Origin of the sequence: Thiocystis minor (assembly GCF_016653465.1) — a bacterium.
Classification (GTDB): domain Bacteria; phylum Pseudomonadota; class Gammaproteobacteria; order Chromatiales; family Chromatiaceae; genus Chromatium; species Chromatium minus.
In genome coordinates this window covers 40,651-57,552 of record NZ_NHSQ01000113.1, presented here as the reverse complement: position 1 = coordinate 57,552, position 16,902 = coordinate 40,651, and the positions used below count along the sequence as shown (strand labels likewise).

Sequence of the window (16,902 nt, the reverse complement as noted above, 5' to 3'; positions counted from 1 at the left end):
CGAAGCGCGGGCGGCGCGGGATCGTGTTTCGACAGATTCAAATTCAAATGCAGATTCAGATTCCCTCACCGCTCGGCCTGACGCCAAACCAATGAACAAGCGCCGAATCGCCCGAGGGCCACTGCCCCTTGAGCTGGTTCGTCGCTTCGGGGCCGGTAAAGCTCAGATAACTGTATTTGCCATAATGCGGCAGCTTGCGGGCGAGCGCGGGTAGGGCGGCGGCATCGTTGCTCGCCAGCCAGGCCAGCGGTTGATTGCCGCGCCAGCGGGTCAGGACCGGGCTGACCGTGCCATCCAGGAGGTTGTCGCCGATCCGAAGATGGTTCTCGGCGGCGTCGAGCGCGAAATCGGGTGCCTCTGTCGCAAAGCTTCCGAGATGGCGGTTTTCCCATCCCAGCAGCCAGACGGGCAGGTCATCCGGGAGTTCGGAGACCTCGTGATCCAATTGGAGACGCCACCCCGGATGACCCTGTCGCCAGTTTTCGGCAAGTTGTCGATAGGCGTCCTGGAGTGGCGCCGGCGCGGCGGAAGGCAGCAGGATCAGACCCCGGTCCGCGCCGAAGAGATTGCCGAGCGTGACCGGCGTTTCGCCGGGGAGCAGGTCGCGGAAGATATCGAAGGCTGGATCGACAGCGAGCCGTTCTGGCGCCGAGGCCAGCGTGATGTCAAAGGGGGTTGATCGTTCGTCGCACTCGACGATCAGCGTCATCGGATCGCTCGCGTGCCGGTGGATGACGACCGGAACCTGAAGCGGGAAGGGGGGCGCCGACTGGATTTGCTCGATTCGACCGGCGATCCGGTACGCTTCGCCGTTCCGCGTAAGCCGAACATCCGTCAGCGCGAGTCGCGGCGCGCCGGGCCGGGTCGTCCAGGCCGTGAAAAAGGGTCGCAGATCGCGCGCGCTGACCGCCTCGAAAGCCTGTTGCAGATCGGCGTAACTGGCGGCGCGCCAGCGGTTCTCGGTATAAAAACGACGCAGACCCTGGTTAAACGTCTCGTCGCCGAGTTGCTTCCTGAGCATGTGAAAAAACATCGCACCCTTGCCGTAACCGATCGACTGGGAGGCCGATCCATGGCGTCCGCGAAATTCGGTCAGCGGATAATCCTTGCCATCGCGTACATAGTCCGCAAAGCTTTTGAGTGTATCGCGACGGTACTCGGCGCCTTGTCCGACCCGCTCCTTCATCCAGTGATCCGCCAGATAGTTGGTCAGCCCTTCGCTCCAGTTGCCGGATTCATACTCGATATAGACCCCATTGCCCCACCAGTTGTGCAGGATCTCGTGCGGATAGGAGGTATCGACGATAAAGGGCAGGCGGATCACGCTCGGCCCCAGCAGGGTGAAGGAGGGCATGCCGTAACCGGTCTCCCAGAAGTTTTCGACCAGGGCGAATTTGGCGAAGGGGTAGGGGCCGATCAGGTCCGAATAAAGCGCGACATACTTGGCGGTCGCGTCCAGATAGGTTCGGGCCAGTGCGTCGTCGGGGCGACGCAGATAGACCTGGGCCTCGAAACCCTCGGCTGGTTCGCGATAAAGTCGAAAGGGCGCGGCGATCAGATAGATGTCGTCCTGGGGCTGGGTCTCGGACCAGGTGGACAGTCCCGTCTCAGGCGCGCCCGGACCGGCGCCTTGAGAGACCGCCGTCCAGCCCTCGGGCAGTCGGACCTGGAGTTGGAAGGTGTGCAGCCGGTCGGGGATGCGCGGATACCAGCCGCTGTTGCCGTCGAGAAAGACGCCGTTGGGTTCGATGGTTCCGAGCGACCACTGACGCGCGCGGCCCATGCCCTCGTCGATGTGTTCCAGGCCATGATGGATGCGCCCGCCATAGCTCAGGGTGACGGGACCGGGCGATCGCTGGCGCAGACGATAGCGGGTCAAGTGCTCGAAATCGCCCGCCGGAGTCAGTTCGGCATCGCCCGCGATCACCTTTGGATCAAGGCCGGCGTGCAGCAGCAACAGCCACTCGCTTTCGCCGTCGGGTAGCCCCATCTGATCCTGAACGGTCAGCGTGCCGGACGCAGGGTCGATCTGTACCTCCAGGGTATGCTGGATAGAGGGTGTCGCGGCCAGCGCGACGCTTGGCGTGAGGATCGAAAAAAGGACGGCGAAGGCGAACGCGGCGGTGAGGTTGATCTGCTTTGGCATTGGTATCAGGTTCCAGGGAGAATTTTTGACACGATTGATTGAGTGCGCCAAATACTTGCTGATGAGTCAAGTTTGTCGTTGTCGTAATCGTAGTCGGAGAATCGATTACGACAACGACAACGACAACGACAACGACAACGACAACGACAACGACAACGACAACGACAACGACAACGACAACGACAACGACAACGATTGCAGGGGAGATGACCTTCAGGACAGGTTTTTTTATGACTGATCTCAGCACGCTCTATCGAACCGATTATTGCGCTTGGGCGCGACGCAACGCCGAGATGCTGCGTGCCGGGCGCTACGCGGAATTGGATGTGGAGCATTTATTGGAAGAACTCAGCGACATGGGCAAGAGCGATCGACGCGAACTGGAAAGCCGGTTGATGATCCTGCTCGCTCATTGACTGAAATGGGACGATCAATACCCCATCCTGTCCGAGCGTTGGCGCGATTTCGATGGCCGACGCTGGCGCGCGACCATCATCGAACAACGCAAGCAGCTTGCCGTGCTGCTGCGTCAATCTCCCGGCCTGAAATCCATTCTGCCCGAGTCCATCGCCACGGCCTATGCCGACGCGCTCGATCTGGCCTGCAAGGAGACAGGTCTTCCGCCGGAGACCTTTCCGATGGAATGCCCTTATCCGGCGGCGCAAATCCTCGATGACGATTATTATCCTGGTTCACGAGAGAGCATGGGGCGCCATGACTGACCGCTCTGGATCGCCCTTGCGCAAAACGCGATTTCACATCACCGGGGGAACTCGATGTCACAGCCGTCTCCAACCATCCTGACCGGCACACTGCTGCTTCTGTTCGGCACCCTCGCGCTGGCCCAATCCGCCACGACCGGGCCGGTCGCTCAGCCTCCGGTGCCGACCGGGATACCACCGCACATCGAGAGCCGGGTACTGGATCTCGCGTCGCTCACCAGCATGGACGCGCTGCTGGATCGGCTCACTGATCGTCGCGTGATTTTCGTCGGCGAAAGTCATGATCGCTACGAAGACCATCTCAATCAACTGGCCATCATCCAGGGTCTGCATACGCGCGGTCGACCGCTCGCCATCGGCCTGGAGTTTTTTCAACAGCCCTTTCAGGCCGACATCGATGCCTACATCGCCGGGACCATCCCGGAAGCGGAGTTTCTACGCCGAACCCAATATTTCGACCGCTGGCGCTATGACTATCGCCTCTACCGTCCGATCCTGCAATTCGCCCGCGAGCAACGCATCCCGGTGATCGCGCTGAATCTGGCGTCGGAGTTGACGGCCAAGGTCGGCGATGTCGGCATCGCTGGACTGACCGAGGCGGAACGCGCGCGGATCCCAACCGAGATCGACCGCGACGATCCCGCTTATCGGCAGCGGGTGGAGTCTGTCTTCAAACTCCATCCCGCCGAGCAGCAACACAATCTCGAACATTTTCTGGAGGTCCAACTGCTCTGGGACGAAGGGATGGCGGAACGTGCCGCCAGGGTGCTCGCCGACGATCCCGGTCGCACGCTGGTGGTGCTGGCGGGGGCTGGGCACATTGAATACGGGCAGGGCATCCCGAACCGGCTTCTGCGTCGTCAGCCGGTGCCCTCGGCCATCCTGCTCAATGGCGCCAATCGCCGCCCCGATCCCGCGGCGGCCGATTTCTTTCTCTATCCGCAACCCGCCGAGTTGCCGCCCCCCGGTCTCTTGGGCGTGATGCTCGACAACGAAACCAGCGGGAACGGAGTGCTGGTCAAAGGCTTCGGCGACGAGAGCGGGGCGAAGATCGCGGGGCTCGCGGAGGGCGACCGGATCGTGGGGGTGGGCGAGGCGTCCATCGCGAACTATGCGGATATCCGCATCGCGCTGCTCGACAGCCGACCGGGTCTGACGCTTCCGGTCGTGGTCGAACGCAAACGCTTGATCGGTGACGACGAGCGGCTGACATTCCTGGTCGAACTGCATTGAGAACCGCTGGATCGCATTCCGGCGCTCGGCGCGCGCCGGAACTCCTGTCGCCGGCTGGCTCGCTCCACCACCTGCGCTACGCCTTCGCCTATGGCGCGGATGCCGTCTACGCCGGTCTGCCGCGCTACAGCCTGCGGGTGCGCAACAACGACTTTGACGCGGCGAACCTCGCGCTTGGCATTGCCGAGGCGCATGCACTGGGCAAGCGTTTTTATCTCGCGGCCAATCTGATGCCCCACGGGGCCAAGCTGCGGACCTTCATCGAGGATCTGGCGCCGATCGTCGCGCTCGGACCGGACGCGCTCATCATGGCCGATCCGGGGCTGATCCTGATGGTTCGCGAACAGTGGCCCGAGCAGCCGATCCATCTCTCGGTCCAGGCTAACACGGTCAACGCCGCCGCCGTGCGTTTCTGGGCCGGGCAGGGGGTGTCGCGGGTCATTCTCTCGCGCGAACTTTCGCTGGACGAGATCGCCGGGATCCGCGACGCCTGTCCCGACATCGAACTGGAGGTCTTCGTCCACGGCGCGCTCTGTATTGCCTACTCGGGGCGCTGTCTGCTCTCGGGCTACTTCAATCATCGCGACGCCAATCAGGGAAGCTGCACCAATTCCTGCCGCTGGGAGTATCGGCTGGGCGCCGCCGAATCAGTCGGGCAGGACAGGCATCCCGCCGCCGATGAGGTCTATCTGCTCGAAGAGGCCAAGCGACCGGGCGAATATCTGCCGGTGTTCGAGGACGAACACGGCACTTATATCCTCAACTCGCGCGATCTCCAGGCGGTCGCGCATGTCGGTCGGCTGGTGGCCATGGGGATCGACTGTCTGAAGATCGAGGGCCGCACCAAATCGCACTACTATGCTGCGCGGACCGCCCAGGTCTATCGGGCCGCGATCGACGATGCCGTGGCGGGGCGGGCGTATCGACCCGAACTGCTTGCCGATCTGGAAGGTCTCTCCAACCGGGGCTATACCGAGGGCTTCTATCGTCGGCACGCGCCGGGCGAGTTGCAGAATTATGCCGATGGGGCCTCGCGCAACCAACGCCGCATCTTTGTGGGCGAGGTGACTGGCGGCGCGGCGGGTTGGGCCGAGATCGAGGTGAAAAACCGCTTTGCGGTCGGTGACGACCTGGAATTGATGACCCCCCAGGGCAACGCGCATTTTCGTCTGGAGCGGATGGAGACTCTGGAAGGCGAAGCGCTGTCGGTCGCGCCGGGGGCCGGCTGGCGGGTGCGTCTGCCACTGCCGGAAGCCGGCGACGCAGCCGTCATGGGTCTGTTGAGCCGCGTCCTTAACGAATCCAGTCGATAAGATTCATCAGCGGATTCTCGCCCGATTCGGGACTAATCGCGCGCCCCTGGATACTCTGGCCAGCCTCGACGACCGTTTCCGGATCGCCGGTGATGAGCGGATGCCAGTCCGGCAGCGGCTTACCCTCGGCGAGCAATCGGTAGGCGCAGGTCTCGGGCAGCCAGGCGGGCTTTTTCAGCACCTCCGGAACCAGGGTGATGCAATCCGGCATCTGTCGGGCGCGGTTCGAGTAGTCGCGACAGCGGCAGGTCTCCAGATCGAGCAGGGCGCAGGCGACCCGTGAGTAGACGATCTGCCCGGTGTCCTCGTCCTCGAACTTTTCCAGACAGCATTTGGCACAGCCATCGCAAAGCGAATCCCACTGCTCGGCCGTCATCGCCGTCAGTGCCGTGGTTTCCCAGAATCGTTCAGACATGTCGCGTGGTTCCCTCAATCGTCAACCGCGCCTGGGATCGCCAATGCGCAAGGAAGTGCAGCCATGATCCGTTATCTTCACCACTCAACCAACCCTGTATACGCCGTCACCAGCACCAGCAGACCGAAGCCGATGCGATACCAGGCGAAGACCTCGAAACTGTGGTTGGAGACATAGCGCAGCAGGGTCTTGACGGTGAGCGCGGCGGCGATAAAGGCGGCGACGAAGCCAACGGCGAACACCGACAGATCGTCCATCACCAGCAGGTCGCGGGCCTTGTAGACATCGTAGACGGTCGCGGCCAGCATGGTCGGGATGGCGAGGAAGAAGGACAGCTCGGTCGCCGCGCGCCGCGACAGTCCGAAGACGAGGCCACCCATGATGGTGGCGCCCGCGCGCGAGACGCCCGGAAACATCGCGAGCGTCTGGGCGAAGCCGACCTTGAGCGCCTCGCGCCAGGTGATGTCGTCGACCGACTCGAAGCGCGCTTTGCGCGGGCGGCGCTCCACGTACAGAATCACTAGCCCTCCGACGATCAGCGCGCCCGCCACCGTGAGCGGGTTGAAGAGATAGGTCTTGATGGCGTGATGGAAGAGGACACCAAGCACCAGGGCCGGCAGGAAGGCGATCAAGATATTGATCGCGAATCGCCGTTCCGGTTCGCGGTTCCACATCCCGAGCGTTACCTGCACGATGCGTTTGCGGTAGAACCAGCACACCGCCAGGATGGCGGCAAGCTGGATGACGATCTTGAACACCTTGCTTTGCTCGTCGGTGTAATCGAGCAGGCTGCCGACGATGATCAGATGTCCGGTCGAGGAGATCGGAAGAAATTCGGTCAGACCTTCGACGAGACCGAGGATGAGTGCTTTGAATAAGAGTGGCCAATCCATCATGCTTCATTCCAGGTTGAGCGCGGCGCATGTTGCGGCAGGCTGAGCGGGTTCAGGGCCGCGACACTAGCATCTTCGACGGATCCCGTGAAGCGGGGGCGGCGCCCGGTTGCAATGCTCATGTTGACGTAGGAGCCCGCTTGCGGACGACGGGTGAGCAAACCGAACGGCTTGTGGCGGATCATGTCGCCCGCAAGCGGGCTCCTACGGCGGCGGATGACGCTAAAATGAGAACTGCCGAGCTTCAAACCAATTGAATGTCGAGAGGAATCCAGGCCATGTCACTTGCCAATCCGACCCTTGAGGATGTCTGGCGGTTGTTTCAGGAAAGCGACCGCAAATTTCAGGAAACCGAACGCTTAATGAAGGAATCGTCGCGGGAAACCGAGCGATTAATTCAGGAATCGTCGCGGGAAACCGAGCGATTAATGCAGGAAAGGTCGCGGGAAACCGACCGCCGTTTTCAGGAAACCGACCGCCGTTTTCAGGAAACCGACCGTCTGGTCAAGCAACTGTCAAAGAATCTGGGCGAGTTGGTCAATCGGCTCGGCGAGTTCGTCGAGCACTTGGTGGCGCCGGCGGTGGTGCGGCTATTCCGTGCTCAGGGCATCGAGGTGCATGCGGTGTACCCCGGCGTCTCGGCCAAGCGCGATGGCGAAGCCTTGGAAATCGATCTGCTGGTGGTCAACGATGGCGCCCTGGTGGGTGTGGAGTGCAAAAGCAAGCTGACGGTGGAGCATGTGGATGCGCATGTGGCGCGGCTTGCGAAGCTCAAGCGGGTTCTGCCGTTGTACAAGGACCACCGGGTGATGGGCGCGGTGGCCGGCATGGTGGTCTCGCCGTCGGTGGCCGACTACGCGATGGCCCAGGGCTTCTACGTCCTGTGCCAGAACGGCGAACAGGTCGAAGTCCGCAATCCGGCGGGATTCGCCCCCGCCGTTTGGTAGGGTACGCATCGCGTACCTGACGCTCTTACAAGCGACAGATTTCATTCCGAGTTGAGTGCGGCGCAATCCGCCGCCAGCCGAGCACGGATCCAGGGCCGCGACACGGCATCTTCAACGGATTCATTGAAGCAAGGCAAGGCGCCCGGCCACCGTCGTCCGGTTACGGATCGCTTCGCGCGGAAAGCGTTGCCGCCGCGGGTCGATCGAGCATCCAGTCCCACACCCGCCCCATCCGCTGATGCAAACTCTCGTGCAATGACAGCAGCGCCGGCGTGAAGATGAGCACCAGGATGGTGGAGAAGCCGACGCCAAAGGCCAGCGAAACCGCCATCGGAATCAGAAATTGCGCCTGGAGACTGGTCTCGAAGATCAGCGGTCCCAGACCGACCACGGTGGTCGCGGAGGTCAGCAGCATCGCCCGCAGCCGCGAGGTGGCGGCCTCGACCAGCGCCTCGTCGACCGCCATCCCGGTCTCGCGCAGCTCGTGATACATGCTGACCAGGATGATGGCGTTGTTGACCACGATCCCGGACAGTCCGAACAGTCCGAACAGCGACAGCAGGGTCAGATCCAGCCCCAGCAACCAGTGTCCGGTAATCGCCCCGACCAGACCCAGCGGGATCGCGGTCATGACCACCAGCGGCCAGCCCCAGCTCGCAAAGACCGCCGCCAGGATCAGATAGATCAGGCCCAGCCCCAACATCAGCCCGAGGCGCATGTCGCCCAGGGTCTCGCGCTGATCGGCGGCGCGGCCCTCGAAGCTGTACTCGATCCCGTAGTCATCGGCGAGCTTGGGCAGCAGTTCGCGCTCCAGCGCCTCGCGCACATTGTCCGGGGTGCTCAGGGCGCGGTTGACATCGGCCGAGACCTCGACCGCCAGGCGTCCGGCGGCGTGACGCAGCGTCTCGAACCCGCGCCGGGATTCCCAGCGGGCGACCGTGGCGAGCGGGACGAAGGCGCCGTCCGGGGCGCGAATCAGCAGTTGTTCCAGCGCATCGAGCCGGGTGCGTTCGCCGCGCGGGAGCAGCACCCGCACCTCCAGCTCGTCCTGTCCGACCTGGACCAGTTGCGCCAGATGGCCGTCGAAAGCGGCGCGCAGTTGCCGGCCCAGCAGCTCGGTGGTCAGGCCGAGCGCCTGTCCGGCCGGGGTCAGCCGGTAGATCAACTGCTCGCGCCCGAAGGGCATGTCGTCAAGCATGTCCGAGACGCCGGGGACGCTTTCCAGGCTCTGCGCCAGTTCCAGCGCTGCGGCCTTGAGACGGATGGCGTCGTCGCCGGTCAGGCGCACCGTGAGATCGCGTCCCGGCGGGCCGGCGCGGCGCGCGGAGATGACCAGATTCTCCAGCCCGGCCGGCATCCGGATCGCCTCGCGCCAGGCGGCGAGAAAGGTCTCGTTGCGAACCTCGCGACGCTCGGAAGGCACCAGTTGCAGCAGGATCGCGGCCAGTTGATCGCCTTGGGCGCCGGAGCCGGCCTCCACCGCGACCGTGCTGCCCAGACGGGCGACCGCCGCCTCGACCAGGTTGCCGCCGAGCGTCTGTTCGGTCTCGCGCAGCGCCCGTTCCATTTCGCCGAGAAAGGCCGCGCTCTGCTCACGCGGGGTGCCGGCGACAAAGGTGGCGTTGGCGAAGACGATCTGCGATTCGGGGGTCGGGAAGAAGACGAACTGGATGCGCCCGCCGGCGAGCAGTCCGACCGCCAGCAGCATCAGCACCGCCACCGCGCTGACGGTGACGCCACGCCAGCGCACCGCCGCGGTCACCAACGGTCGGTAGAGTCCATCGCGAAAATGATCGAAGCCGGCGTTCACCCGCTGGCGCCAGCGCGGAATCGTCGCCTCGGCGTGATGGGCGAAGGCGGCGCGCAGGTGGGCCGGCATGATCAGGAAGACCTCCAGCAGCGAGGCGAGCAGGACCATCATGGCGACGAAGGGGATGTCGCCCAGGATGTTGCCCATGATGCCGCCGACCACCATCAGCGGCAGGAAGGCGGCCACCGTGGTCAGGGCCGAGGCGACCACCGGCCAGAACATGCGTCGCGCGCCGGCGATCGCGGCCTCGGCGGGCGCCAGACCGGCGCGAAACCGCGCCTCGGCATGCTCGCCGATCACGATGGCGTCGTCGTCGATGATGCCGAGCGTCAGCAGCAGTCCGAAGAGGCTGATCATGTTGATGGTGCCGCCAAAGGCCCAGAGCAGGGTTAGCGCGGCGAGATAGGCGGTCGGGATGCCCATCGCGACCCAGAAGGCCACCCGTCCGGGCAGAAAGAGAAAGAGCAGTAGCAGCACCAGGGTGAAGCCCTGGAGACCGTTGCGGATCAGCAGGTCGATGCGGTCCCGGATCGGTTCCCATTGGGCGTCGAAGATGGTGAGTTCGAGCGCGGGCGGGAGCGTGGGCCGGGTGTCCGCAAGCCATTCCTCGAAGATCCGCGCGGCGGTCAGCGAATTGCCGTTCTCGGCGCGCTGGACCAAGATCTCCACCGTGGCGGGGGCGTTTTCGCGATTCGGTCCCGGCGTCGCGTCCAGGGCGATCTCGGTCAGTTGCAGACTGGCGGGACGCGCCTCGCGCACGATGGTCGCGACATCCCCCAGGCGCACCAGACCGCGCTCGTCGCTGACGATCGCCAGATCCTCGAAGTCCACCGGATCGCGGCGCTGCTCCAGACTGCGCAGTTCGCGCGCGCCGTCGGCGTCGCCGGCGAGGCCGGAGGGGATGTCGCGGGCAAGCCGGGCGACCTGTTCGCCGATGCCGTCCAGCGAAAGTTTCAGGCTCTCCAGGGTCCGCCCCGACACCTCGATGGCGATGCGTTCCTCGGGCAGCCCGCTGATGTCGATTCGGTCGATCCCGCGCGCCAGGAGTTCGCGCTCGAACTGACGCACCCAAGGGCGCAGGTCGGCGAGACTGGGTCCAGAGACCAACAAACGGGCGACCGAATCGTAGCGCGAGACGCGGCTGATCTGCGGGGTTTCGGCGTCCTGGGGCAGGTTGCGGAACTCGGACACGCGCTGGCGCGTCTGGTCCAGCGCGAGCAGCGGATCGGTGTCCTCCTGCAACTCCAGCGACAGACTGGCGATGCCCTGGGCGGCGGTCGAGGTGATTTTTTTCAGACCGTCGATGGTTTTCAGCCGTTCTTCCAATGGGATCAGGATGCCGTTTTCCACGTCCTCGGCCGCTGCCCCGCTCCAGACCACCCGTACCGAGATGATGTCCAGTGCGAAGGTCGGAAAGAACTGGATGTTCATCCGGGTCAGACTGATCCCGCCCAGGATGAAGATCATGATCATCAGCAGGTTGGCGAGCAGCCGGTGACGGGCGAAGACCGCGATCAATCCATCGCTCACTGGATGGTCTCCACCTTGAGGCTGTCGAGCGCATTGGGGAGATGCGTGACCATCACCGGCGTCCCCGGCGTCAGCTCGGGCGCGCGGACCAGCACCTGTCCCGCCTCGGTCGTGTCGCCGCCGACTTCGCCGATCCGCTCGACCGCGATCCCGCGCAGCCGGCCGTCGTCCACCGCGAAGATGCGGTCGCCGCCATGCAGCGCCGAGAAGGGCAGGGCGACGGTATCGGGCGCCGGCGGGCGTTCCAGACGCAGATTGACGAAGGCGCCGAGCGGGAGGTCGGCGCCGGCGTCGAGCCGCAGCAGGGCGTCGACCCCGCGTGCGTCGGCCTCGCCGGCGAGCCGTTCCAGCACCGCCGTCAGGTCTTTACCGGCATGCTGGCCGTGGGCGGTCAGGCGTTCGCCGGCGTTCAGCGCCTGGCGCAGTTCCTCGCCATAGACGCCCGGGATCTTGGCGCGCAGATAGAGTCCATCGAGCGGGACGATCGTGAGAATGGTCTGATTGGCCTGGAGCTGATCGCCCGCCGCCGCCTCGACCACGCCGATGCGCGCGGCGAAGGGCGCCAGGATCTCGCCGCGCGCGGCATCGCGCTCGGCCTCGGCCAGCGTCGCCTTCAGCGACGCGAGCCGGGACGGGTGTTCGGCGATCGACTGCTCGCGCAATGTCACCGCGAGCCGTGCCCGCGCGAGCTGTTCGCGCGCCTCGTCGACGCTGGAGATGGAGCCCAGTTTCTTGGATTGGACCGTATCGGCGCGCGTGACGGCGGCATCGGCCAGACGCAGCAGCTCGCGTTCCTGTTCCAACGCCTCGGTGTCGTGGGTCAGACGCAGCCGCTCCTGTTCGACCTCGGCCTGGGCCTTCCGGCGGCGCGGTTCCAGATCGCGCGGATCGAGCCGCGCCAGCACCGCGCCGGCCTTGACCCGTTCGCCGTCGCGCACGCGCACTTCCAGCAGTCGCCCAGCCACCGGGGCGGCGGCGCGCACCCGATCCGGCGCCTCCACGCGACCGAACAGCGAGAGCACTGGACGGTGATCCGCTGGCGTGGCCGCAGTGACCGCGACCCGCCAGATACGCTCCGTTGGCACCACGGGATTGGGAGTGGGACGGGTTTCCTTGAGGGCAAAAAAGCCGCCAAGACCGGCGAGCAGGATGATGAACGGGAGAATACGGCGCGGCATTGTGGTGAGTCGTTGGATGAATGAAAGGGATGGCCGCGGGTGGAACCTCGGCTTTTTACTGGGTGCAGCCTAATTGAGGGCGAGAATCTCGAAAATCATCCAATCCATGATCGCCCACCTCAGGGCACAACGTCGGTGTTCAACCCCCGCCCACTGCAGCGATCCGAGAAACGATGCGGACATGGTGTCAGGGAATCAGGGACTGCAATCGCTGGATCTCGCCAGTCAGATCCCAGCCCGGAATGTGCTCATTGGCCAATGCGTCGTTCCTCATCTGAAGCGGTTTGAGATTCGATAATCGCGTAGCATGGAGACGGCCGAGCCGAAAGCGAACGACAGCGGAGAAACGCCCCTGTTGACACCCGATGCTCCATGCTCAAATTCACGAGGAACCAGTCATCCCCCATGCATAGCCTAGGCTCAAAGCTCCTCTTCGCGGGGACCATCTTCTCCAGCTCCTTTCTGCTGTTTCTGGTCCAGCCGCTGATCGCCAAGCAAATCCTGCCTTGGTTCGGGGGATCGGCGGCGGTTTGGTCGGTCTGCATGGTGTTCTTCCAGGTCACGCTCCTGGGTGGCTACGCCTACGCGGACTGGGTCGTCACCTGAGCGCGCGCCGCCAGGTGCAGGTGCATGTCCTCCTGCTTGCGCTCAGTCTGACCCTGCTGCCGATTTTGGCCAGCCCTCACTGGAAGCCAACCGGCGAGGCGGATCCGACGCTGTGGATCCTGGGACTCCTGGTCGCCACCATCGGGCCGCCCTATTTTCTGCTCTCGACCACCGGACCGCTTCTGCAATCATGGATCGCGCGCAGCCAGATCGGAACCCATGTCTATCGCTATTTCTCGCTGTCGAACCTCGCGTCACTGCTCGCCCTGATGAGCTATCCCTTCCTCATCGAGCCGCACGCGCGACTGGCTACCCAAGCCTACGCCTGGTCCGGCGTCTATGTTCTGTTCGCGTTGTCCTGCACAGGCTCGGCCTGGTACTTCCTGCGCCACACCCACAGCCTGCCCCCGGCGACCCATGCCCACAGCCATGCGCCAGAGAGCGATTGGGATCCCCGTCCCCGGGATTATCTGCTGTGGCTCGGTCTCTCGGCCATGGGTTCCTGGCTGCTCCTGGCCATTACCAACCACATCACCCAAAACGTGGCGGCGATTCCCTTCCTGTGGCTACTGCCGCTGTCGCTCTATCTGTTGACCTTCGTGCTCTGTTTCGAGAGCGACCGCTGGTACCGGCGCGCCTTTTTTCTGCCCGTGGCGGCGCTTCTGCTCCTGCTGTGCGCCGATGGGCTTCAGGACAGCGCGATCGGGGTCAACATCAAGGTCGCCATCCCGCTCTATGCCATAGGTCTGTTTTTCTTCTGCATGGTCCTGCATGGCGAGTTGGCGCGGCTTCGCACAGCCCCCCGGTCTCTCACTCGCTTCTATCTCATGCTTGCGCTGGGCGGAGCGCTTGGAGGGATCGCCGTTGCCCTGATCGCCCCGCGCGTCCTCCCCGGCTACTATGAGCTGGGCATCGGACTCGTCCTCGCCGCGCTGCTGCTCATGTTCGTGCTGCGTCCAACCCAAGCCGGCGACGGCGCGGCCACGGGCAAGGCCAGGACGCCGACGGGCCTGATGGCGCGGGGCGCGGCCGGCGTGCTGGCGGCTCTGTGCGGCTATTTTCTCTACGTGCAAGTCACGGACGATCTTGTCGGCACCCGCCGCATCGCGCGCAACTTCTACGGCACCCTGCAGAGTGTCGACGCGCATCGTCAGGATCCGCGCGATGACGTTCGCCAGCTCTATCACGGCTCCATCAAACATGGCGAGCAGTTCCTCGCCCCCGACCGCCGACGGCTACCGACGACCTATTATGGCCCCACCTCGGGCATTGGACGGGCCATCGCCGCCACCTCGGGCGCAAAGGTGGGATTGATCGGGCTCGGGACCGGCACCCTCGCGGTGTACGGGCGACCGGGGGATGTCTACCGTTTCTATGAGATCAACCCCCAGGTGCTTGAACTCGCGCGCGCCGAGTTTAGCTTCATGGACGAGAGCCAGGCGCGCATCGAGACCGCGCTCGGCGATGCCCGACTCTCGCTTGAGCAGGAATCGCCCCAGGGGTTCGACGTGCTAGCGGTCGACGCCTTCTCCGGCGACTCGGTCCCGGTCCACCTGATCACGTCGGAGGCGATGGATCTCTATCTGCGCCACCTCAAGGCGGATGGCATCATTGCCTTCCATCTCACGAACCGCTTCCTGTGGATGCCGCCGGTGGTCCAGGAGATCGCCCGCGTCAAGGGTCTCGCGACGGCCTTGATCCGCGACGATCCGAACGGCCCCAGCCAGCGTCGCACGGACTGGATGCTGGTCGCCCGCGATCCCGGGGTGCTGGATCGGGCCGGCATCCTCCAGGCATCCACCCCGGTGACTCCGATTCCCGGACTGAACGCCTGGACGGACGATTTCAACAATCTGTTCCAGATTTTGAAATAGAGTCTTGAGTCTCGACAACCGCCGACTGGCGGTTTTGTCACCCCGGCCCTGTCGCTTGGCCAAATGACGGTGGGATCGTCATCAGCCCCGCGCGCATCTCGTCCGGAGACAACCCCAGGCCCCAGGCCGCGGCAACCGCGGCCAGGATTGGCTGGATCCGGGGTTGCTCCCGCCCTTGCTCGATCCAGGCAACCTGTCCTAGCGGCAACAGGGGCTCCATCGCCTCGCCCGTCGCGAGGACGATCAAGCCGTCCCGCTCCAACACGGCTCGGTCATCTCGACCAATCTCCGGAGTCGCCGACGGGATCTCCGGGCCGCTGGCAAACCAGATCGGCGCGCCCCGACAGGATTCCGCCATCCCGACCACGCGGGGATCGTCCGCATTGAGGACGTAGTAGCCGTCCGGGGCGACGGCCTCCACGACGCAGCGTTTGACGCGCACCAGATCATCCAGCGTTTCGATTCCGGGTTGTCCCACGGGGAGCGTCTCGCCGATCTGAGTGACGACACCGACGCGGCAGCGGTCGAAACCCAGCCCCTCGCGCCGGATGGAGCCAGCCGCCAACGCCAGGACCGCCGCGTCCAGTCGCGGGTGCATCAGCAGGGTGCGTGCCGCCTCGGGGCCGGAGCCGTCGCGCGGATCGATGCGGCGCTCGCCGATCTGGATGCCATCCTGGGTGGCCAGGCCCACCAAGTCGCCCTGAACTTGGATCAGATGCGCGATGAGCCGGGCGGTCGAGTCGGCGCCGCTGGCCCCAGTGACCGCGATCAGCGGAATGCGGCTGTCGGTATCCTCGGGAAACAACAGGTCCACGACGGCCTCGCCCACCGGGCGCGGTTGCCCGGCGGACGGTTCCAGGTGCATGCGCAGTCCCGGACCGGCATTGACTTCGACGACGGCGCCACCCTGTTCCTCCAGGGGACGCGCGATGTCGGCGGCCAGGATGTCGATCCCCGCCAGATCCAGGCCCACCATCCGCGCCGCTTCCAGCGCCTGGGCGGCAACCGCCGGGTGGACCCGGTCGGTCACGTCCGCGGCGGTTCCGCCGGTGCTGAGATTGGCGTTGCGACGCAGCAGCACCCGCTGCCCGGCGGCGGGGACCGACTCCGGGGTCAGACCCTGCTCGGCGAGCATCGCGTGCGCGATCGCGTCCAGCTCGATCAAACTCAGCATCGTGGCATGCCCGGCGCTCCGGCGTGGATCGCGATTGGTTGCATCGACCAACTCCTGAATCGAGGAACGCCCGTCGCCCACGATCTGAGCCGGCTCGCGCAGAGCGGCGGCGACCAGACGCCCGCCCACGACCAGGAGTCGATGATCCGCCCCTGGGATATAGCGCTCGCAAAGGATGGACGAGCCTTCCTCCTGGGCAGCGGCAAAGGCCGCCTCGATCGGCTCGCGGCCAGTCAGGTTGGCGGTGACGCCACGGCCGTGGTTGCCATAGCGCGGCTTCACGACGACCGGTGCGCCGAGCGCCTGGGCAAACCGCCAGGCGTCCTCCGCAGTCGCGACTGGCTGGCCCTCGGGGACCGGCACCCCGACCGCGCGCAGCAGCATCCGGGTCAATTCCTTGTCCTGGGCGATGGATTCGGCGATGGCGCTGGTGCGGTCGGTCTCGGCGGTCCAGGCGCGGCGCTGACGGCACCCCCAGCCCAGTTGCAGCAGATTCTCGGAGCCCAGGCGGCGGACGGGAATGCCGCGAGCGCGGGCGGCCTTGGCGATGGCGGCGGTGCTGGGACCGAGTCGAACCTCATGGCAGAGGTCGCGCAGACGCTCCAGCTCAGCCGTCACCTCGAATGGGGCGTCGTGGATGGCGGCGAGGATCAACTCGCGGGCCACTGCGATCGCGGCCAGGCCCAGTGCTTCTTCCGCGTATTCGATGGCGACCCTGTAGACGCCCTCATCGTCGGTTTCGCGGGCGCGACCATAGCCCACCGGGGTACCGGCCAGGGTTTGCAGTTCCAGCGAGACATGCTCCAGGATATGCGCCATGTAGGTGCCCCGGTCCAGCCGCTGAAAGAAGCCTCCCCGTTCGCCGACGCTACAACGGTGCTCGATCAGCGACGGCAACCAGGATTTGAGCCGGTCATTGAATCCCGGAATCTCCTCGGACGAGGTGTCTTTGATTGCGCCCAGGTCCAGTCGCAGTTCGATGACCGGGAAATGCGCCCAGAGGTTGGGGCCCCGCAGAACCCATTGATGTTGGATGGTCAGCATGGGAGTTCCTGATGCAC

At 64.8% G+C, this 16,902-nt stretch carries 11 protein-coding genes and 1 pseudogene; 6 read left to right on the top strand and 6 right to left on the bottom strand.

The features are described from left to right. Nucleotides 1-55: 55 nt before the first annotated feature. Nucleotides 56-2,146, bottom strand: coding sequence for a M1 family metallopeptidase (locus CCR95_RS16115; protein WP_201096168.1), 2,091 nt, complete (start codon nucleotides 2,144-2,146; stop codon nucleotides 56-58). A 206-nt stretch (nucleotides 2,147-2,352) separates the two neighbouring features. Here CCR95_RS16115 and CCR95_RS16110 point away from each other — a divergent pair. The 3 genes and pseudogenes from CCR95_RS16110 (at nucleotide 2,353) to trhP (ending at nucleotide 5,414) form a co-directional block, all read left to right on the top strand. After that, nucleotides 2,353-2,868 (top strand): annotated as a pseudogene (locus CCR95_RS16110) (DUF29 domain-containing protein). 54 nt (nucleotides 2,869-2,922) lie between these two features. After that, a complete protein-coding gene (locus tag CCR95_RS16105; protein WP_201096167.1) occupies nucleotides 2,923-4,101 on the top strand; it encodes a ChaN family lipoprotein in 1,179 nt (392 codons plus the stop codon). Continuing rightward, nucleotides 4,098-5,414, top strand: coding sequence for a prephenate-dependent tRNA uridine(34) hydroxylase TrhP (gene trhP, locus CCR95_RS16100; RefSeq protein WP_242523282.1), 1,317 nt, complete (start codon nucleotides 4,098-4,100; stop codon nucleotides 5,412-5,414). Before CCR95_RS16105 ends, trhP begins: the two co-directional genes overlap by 4 nt. Here trhP and CCR95_RS16095 read toward each other — a convergent pair. Both CCR95_RS16095 and CCR95_RS16090 read right to left on the bottom strand, forming a co-directional pair. Continuing rightward, nucleotides 5,395-5,829 (bottom strand): YcgN family cysteine cluster protein, encoded by a 435-nt coding sequence (locus tag CCR95_RS16095; protein ID WP_201096166.1) that lies wholly within the window; start codon nucleotides 5,827-5,829, stop codon nucleotides 5,395-5,397. The two genes, trhP and CCR95_RS16095, sit on opposite strands and share 20 nt — an antisense overlap. Nucleotides 5,830-5,906: 77 nt before the next feature. After that, nucleotides 5,907-6,725: an undecaprenyl-diphosphate phosphatase gene (locus tag CCR95_RS16090; protein WP_201096165.1), complete on the bottom strand. Its 819-nt coding sequence runs from the start codon at nucleotides 6,723-6,725 to the stop codon at nucleotides 5,907-5,909. A gap of 275 nt (nucleotides 6,726-7,000) precedes the next feature. Here CCR95_RS16090 and CCR95_RS16085 point away from each other — a divergent pair, with 275 nt between their 5' ends. Beyond that, on the top strand, nucleotides 7,001-7,669 hold the full coding sequence (locus tag CCR95_RS16085; RefSeq protein WP_201096164.1) for a DUF3782 domain-containing protein: 669 nt from the start codon (nucleotides 7,001-7,003) through the stop codon (nucleotides 7,667-7,669). 160 nt (nucleotides 7,670-7,829) lie between these two features. On the opposite strand, the gene CCR95_RS16080 is transcribed toward CCR95_RS16085, so the two are convergent. Both CCR95_RS16080 and CCR95_RS16075 read right to left on the bottom strand, forming a co-directional pair. Further along, a complete protein-coding gene (locus CCR95_RS16080; RefSeq protein ID WP_201096163.1) occupies nucleotides 7,830-11,009 on the bottom strand; it encodes an efflux RND transporter permease subunit in 3,180 nt (1,059 codons plus the stop codon). Beyond that, nucleotides 11,006-12,187 carry an efflux RND transporter periplasmic adaptor subunit gene (locus CCR95_RS16075; RefSeq protein WP_201096162.1) on the bottom strand — a complete coding sequence of 394 codons (1,182 nt, stop codon included), beginning with the start codon at nucleotides 12,185-12,187 and terminating at the stop codon, nucleotides 11,006-11,008. Before CCR95_RS16075 ends, CCR95_RS16080 begins: the two co-directional genes overlap by 4 nt. A 405-nt stretch (nucleotides 12,188-12,592) precedes the next feature. On the opposite strand from CCR95_RS16075, the gene CCR95_RS16070 reads away from it, so the two are divergent. Together CCR95_RS16070 and CCR95_RS26130 are read left to right on the top strand one after the other, a co-directional pair. Then, a complete protein-coding gene (locus CCR95_RS16070) occupies nucleotides 12,593-12,793 on the top strand; it encodes a hypothetical protein (RefSeq protein ID WP_201096161.1) in 201 nt (66 codons plus the stop codon). Between the two features lie 14 nt (nucleotides 12,794-12,807). Beyond that, complete coding sequence (locus tag CCR95_RS26130; protein WP_201096160.1) at nucleotides 12,808-14,667, top strand: fused MFS/spermidine synthase; 1,860 nt, start codon at nucleotides 12,808-12,810, stop codon at nucleotides 14,665-14,667. 37 nt (nucleotides 14,668-14,704) lie between these two features. Here the strand turns inward: CCR95_RS26130 and CCR95_RS16060 are convergent, their stop codons facing one another. Further along, on the bottom strand, nucleotides 14,705-16,885 hold the full coding sequence (locus CCR95_RS16060) for a cyanophycin synthetase (protein ID WP_201096159.1): 2,181 nt from the start codon (nucleotides 16,883-16,885) through the stop codon (nucleotides 14,705-14,707). Between the last annotated feature and the right edge of the window lie 17 nt (nucleotides 16,886-16,902).